General features: G+C 46.0%; 4 protein-coding genes. 2 read left to right on the top strand and 2 right to left on the bottom strand.

All coding sequences use genetic code 11. The features are described 5' to 3' along the window. Positions 1 to 365: 365 nt before the first annotated feature. A complete protein-coding gene (locus tag VE954_RS03925; RefSeq protein WP_324949877.1) occupies positions 366 to 1,244 on the bottom strand; it encodes a LysR family transcriptional regulator in 879 nt (292 codons plus the stop codon). Positions 1,245 to 1,545: 301 nt separating this feature from the next. Here VE954_RS03925 and VE954_RS03920 point away from each other — a divergent pair, with 301 nt between their 5' ends. Both VE954_RS03920 and VE954_RS03915 read left to right on the top strand, forming a co-directional pair. Then, positions 1,546 to 2,109 (top strand): hypothetical protein, encoded by a 564-nt coding sequence (locus tag VE954_RS03920; RefSeq protein ID WP_324949875.1) that lies wholly within the window; start codon positions 1,546 to 1,548, stop codon positions 2,107 to 2,109. Between the two features lie 324 nt (positions 2,110 to 2,433). Next, the gene (locus VE954_RS03915; RefSeq protein WP_324949873.1) at positions 2,434 to 3,030 is read left to right on the top strand and encodes a hypothetical protein; all 597 of its coding nucleotides are present in this window, start codon (positions 2,434 to 2,436) and stop codon (positions 3,028 to 3,030) included. Between the two features lie 15 nt (positions 3,031 to 3,045). On the opposite strand, the gene VE954_RS03910 is transcribed toward VE954_RS03915, so the two are convergent. Then, on the bottom strand, positions 3,046 to 3,282 hold the full coding sequence (locus VE954_RS03910; RefSeq protein WP_324949870.1) for a hypothetical protein: 237 nt from the start codon (positions 3,280 to 3,282) through the stop codon (positions 3,046 to 3,048). Positions 3,283 to 4,733: the final 1,451 nt, after the last annotated feature.

Raw genomic sequence — 4,733 nt, 5'->3', positions numbered from 1 at the left:
AAGACCTCTTTTTGATGCAAGAATGTCTCTGGGCGAGATAAACGTGCAACGAAAGATCTTGCAACAGTAATGCGATGATCGACAACGATTTTATACGCATATGGACGGTGAAGCCGGAGACGAACTGAACGAACAACTCTTGAGCCTGTTCAAAACAATTTGACTCAACAAAGACGAAAGCCCGCCAGGGTGTGCGTGAAATCACCTTGTGCGTAGTCCCAAGTCGGAATTTTTCGGCTGTCAACCGCGAGTTTAATGCTTCTACGCAGGATTTCCGGGCTTTGACTTGTAACATGAATCCGATGAAGCATATGTGTTTCCACAAAAGATAGTTTTCTTTTCGATCGGTAGTTTTAAGAAAACCTCTATAGGGGAGGCTGCATCCTGACAAGGTCATCAAATAGTGCCTTGATCCAGTTCCAGACAGTATCCACACGCTTGAGTCGTCGGACCGCTTTGGTTGAAGCCAGATAGATGGGTACAACAGGCGATGACCATCCCTCAACTGGAATAGGCACAAGGCTGGATTGCGATCGGCCAAAAGTATCGGGGATAAAGATAACCCCAGATCCCGCACTTGCCGCAAGAATTCCGGTTGTCATACGATTGACCAGCACTGCGATGGAATCGGCAGCCATATTACGAATGGCCTGGGAGTCAGGCGTACTGTTTTCAATGCGGCAGATAAGAGGCAGATCTTTCATCAGTACATGCCCGGCTGCCGGGCAAAACTTGGGATGACCGTAAGGTTTGATGGACGACTCGCCGAGTTTAAAGACCACGGCATCGCCTTTGGGCTTGATGCCGATTCGGATTGCGATATCACAGTCGAGTCGATCCAAATCCATTAGCTCCTGGGAGCCTGTAATCTTGAGACGAAGGCCCTTATGAGCCATGAGAATTTCATGCATCCGCGGCGCCAGGATCAAATCACCGATGGCATCCGGGCAGGAAATATGAACTTCACCCAGCACTTCCTTGGATTGCCTCGAAGACTGGAGATTCACATTCCGAACGATTGCTTCAATCTTTTCAGCCCACGGAATCAGCTCCATCACCTTGGGGCTCGGCGTCAGGCCCTTTTGATGGCGCGCAAATAGAGTGCCGCCCAGGCGCTCTTCGAGCTGGGAAAGCTGACGCGACAGTGTGGATTGCTCAAGATTAAGAAAATGAGCTGCCTTCGTAAGACTTTTCTTACGATAAAGCGTCAGGATAAAGTCGAGGTCTCTGGCTGATATGTCCATGCATTCTTGCATAGACTCCATGCTAACATTGCCATTTCCAAAAATCCAGTTCCAGTCGATAGTAATTTCGTCGAACTATTTTGCACTCCGGAACCCGATTCTGGAGGAACCTGAACCCAAAGCAGCAGGAAATCGGCTCCAAACCTTTAGCACTATCAAGTACTGGATATATCAGTGGAAAGAATTTTAAAATCAAAGCTATCTTGCCAGCTTTCCTCTGATTCAAACCTTTTTCGAGACGACTAACCTTGCAGGCCCGTCAGAAGCCTATTTAGACAAGCACCAAGTTGGGAGTGGAAGTATGTTTAAACCAATTCTTGTATTGTGCGTTCTCTTTACTTCTTTAAAAGGCCAATCGAAGGACGCTTATGATCCCCCTTTAACAGGAATTAGGGTCAATGTACTTTGGCCTTTTTATCCTGGCGATCTGTATAGAATTGCTATGCGACACTCACTCAATGAGCACTCGCCTTATAGAACGGAAGGAATTGTTGGCCTTGGTATTAGCTTGCCTAAAAACCGCGATACTGAAGGACGATTTTCAGAACAGCATGTAATGGTCGGAGTCCGCCAGTTTTTTGCGAGCCCCTTGAATGCCGAGTTCGGTATACTGATTGGGCCGTCTAAACTTGAAAATCATGTCTCCACGAAACGCGACTATAAGAGTCAGGATATCAATCTGCAAGGAGCCATAGGCTATGAGTGGATGGTAGCCAGCAACTGGAGCCTGGATCTTCAAGCTGGGCTAGCAAAGACCGTTGCTAAGTCAGATCCGTGGCCGATCTACAAAAACGACTCGCTTAAGGAAGAAGTTGGAGAAGAAATTTTTCCAATTGGATCAATCAACGTTACATATTGGCTCTAACCACGCATGTATGAAACTGCTTCGAATATAATAGTACGTAATCGTGCGTTCTGTTGCATTTGCAGTCTATGAGTCACCCAGCTTCAGCGGACAATCATTGAGAGGTTAGCATCCATGGAAGCAAGGATATCAAAGTTTGAAGCGGTTCAGTCCGTATTAGACAGCTACTTTAACCGATATCCCCGGGTCACCATTAAGGCCTTGTCCATGCGCACTGGTGTTCCCTATGCCACCCTTCGGCGAATTCTCCGCTCTCAAGTCAATGAGATCAAGGATGAAACGGTCTTCAAACTTGTGGAACGTGTTCTCTCCAAAAAAGAGCAGGTGGATTTTATTCGCAGCCATTACCCGTCCCTCGGCAGGATGATAAGTTTGCCCTCCCAAGTCAAACCCGACAATGGGGAACTCTCTGATTTGCTCAGAAAGTTCCTATATCTGAATCCACATAACCTCATTATCAAGCTGGCCATGACAAGAACAGGCGCAAGCCGTGAGGCGGTGGAACGCCTGACCGGTGAATCGGGATTGCTCGCACTTGATGAAATGCTCGAGGCCGGTTTGCTTGAGCAGGAGGACCACGTAATACGAGCAGTGTCCTCAGAAATGGATCATCATGCAATGCAGCATCAGATCAGTAGTGATGCAAGAAATTTTGTCCGCGAACTCAGTTCAAATTTTGCCCTGATCAGCCATACATGTGAATCCGTTACACCCGAGGCTCTGGCCCGGATAGTGGCGATGAGCCGGGAATTTTTGAAGGAAATTGAGGAAATCAAAGAGGACGCGGTTGGAAGTGTGCCATTTTTCTTAAACATTGTGGTGGGGCCTTACGACCAGCAGGATTTGCCCAGAACTGATAGAACGGAGCCGTCCATTCGATCCGTAGTTCTGGAAGGTGAAAGGCAAAATAGAATTGTTTGAAGGAAGAGCTTTGGTTCAAGGGAAATCCTGAGAATTTTTCGCTGGCTTGTTTCCACATAATCGGTCAGCGATCCAAACATTGATTAGCGCCTTGCGTGCCACGTTCAGGCGACGAGCCTCCATATCAAGTTCCGCGATCATCCAGGTTGGAAGATCGATCGTTAGAGTCTTTGTTGCAGAGGTCAGAACCTTGTCATGGCCTTCTCCTTCATCCACCATCTGGTCGAAATGTTCAGCAGTCACTTTCTTCATCGCATTTACCTTCCTTTGTATGGGAGGCCGCAGGAACATGATAATGGTGTCACTCCTGACAAAATACTTTTCGACATGCCAAGATCATCACCATTACATTGGATAATTTCATAGTTTCAGCCATAAGATATCGTATGGATATCTTAAGTATCATACAGATACTATTTAGCCAAATAGCGTGCAGTATTGACCATTGCAGTTAGCCACTTTTTTGCTAAGCCATTGATTTTTTACAATTGTTTATTGAATGCCATTATGCGGGGTATTTGCATAATTTATGGGCTGATATTATTGAGATTTTTGGAACGGCTAGCCAACTCGCTGGTGCGTACATAAAACAACGACTAAATGGCATTCTGGGAGGACAAGGTTTCGGCTTACACCGGGGTGTACGGCATCCCCTGAGAATTCATAAGATCTCCTCAGTCTTCACCCAGTGGACGGCGATTCCGTAAAAAATGCCGATAGGTGTTGCGCATGGAACTCCGAAGAACGTGAACCAATAAGCAGGCTTCAAAAACCAATCGACGAAACTTGAATCATGAGTATCCATTATTGCAGCAAGAATCCAGTTCGCAAAGGAACCTCCAAGTACACCAGCTAGGAAAACCGTAAGCCAGGATCCGACGCCTGCACCTATAAAGGCTTTCCTGGTTTTAACGGAGCGAAATGCGATCCTCGGAAAACGTCGCGCGACCCAAAACTGAACACCAAGGCCAATCGCTATAGCAAGATAGCCCCACTGAATTTCCTTATAAGGAAAGGAGAATCCAAATATCACAGCAAGAACCAGAAGCATTGCCGCCCAGGAACCTGCAAGAAACCATATCGTAATCTCATTAACTGTCAATCGGCGATCCTTCCAGCTTAAGGTCGTAAGTTAATATATTCTTTCCTGTTACACAAGATGTTCGGTCAGGGCCCAAAGGCCTCAATGAAGAATTTGCTTCTGCTGCAGTGAACAATACGCATTTTTCAACCACAGCAAATATACTATTGTATCGAACTGTCTTTAAGGATGGGCAGTGTGAGTTCGATTAGTATTCCACTTAATGGAAAGAGAATGACAGCATAACGGCCCAGAAATAAAAATATTGATGTGAACTCATAGTTCGGTGATCCCAGCAACCAAATCAGACTGCTGACAAGGAAAGCCCATCCAATTCCAATGGGGAGGCCCCAGTATAAGCCTCCTCGAATAATCACCAGTTTCAAAAACTTCATATAATCGCCTTATTGAAGTCGGCCGATCACTCGAAAGCTGTCCATCATGTCGAAAAAATTTGAATGTCGACCATTGAAGATCGACATTCAGAAAGTTTGAGCATTCGCCTATGGCTCTTTTTCCCAAGCCATCACAGAAAACTCGTGCAATGCCTCCATCTGTATCAGATCTTCCTCAATCCGGCCTGACTGAAAATAAATTTTGTAGTCTTTGCGATTTTTCAGAT

It is taken from the genome of Oligoflexus sp., assembly GCF_035638955.1.
In the GTDB taxonomy this organism is placed as follows: Bacteria; Bdellovibrionota_B; Oligoflexia; order Oligoflexales; family Oligoflexaceae; genus Oligoflexus.
Note: the sequence above shows the minus strand (reverse complement) of the source record. Positions and strands in the feature narration are given on the sequence as shown.

Excerpts from the sequence above, each read along its gene's own strand:
- VE954_RS03910 (WP_324949870.1), bottom strand. The coding sequence starts at position 3,282 with ATGAAGAAAGTGACTGCTGAACATTTCGACCAGATGGTGGATGAAGGA.
- VE954_RS03920 (WP_324949875.1), top strand. The coding sequence starts at position 1,546 with ATGTTTAAACCAATTCTTGTATTGTGCGTTCTCTTTACTTCTTTAAAA.
- VE954_RS03925 (WP_324949877.1), bottom strand. The coding sequence starts at position 1,244 with ATGGACATATCAGCCAGAGACCTCGACTTTATCCTGACGCTTTATCGT.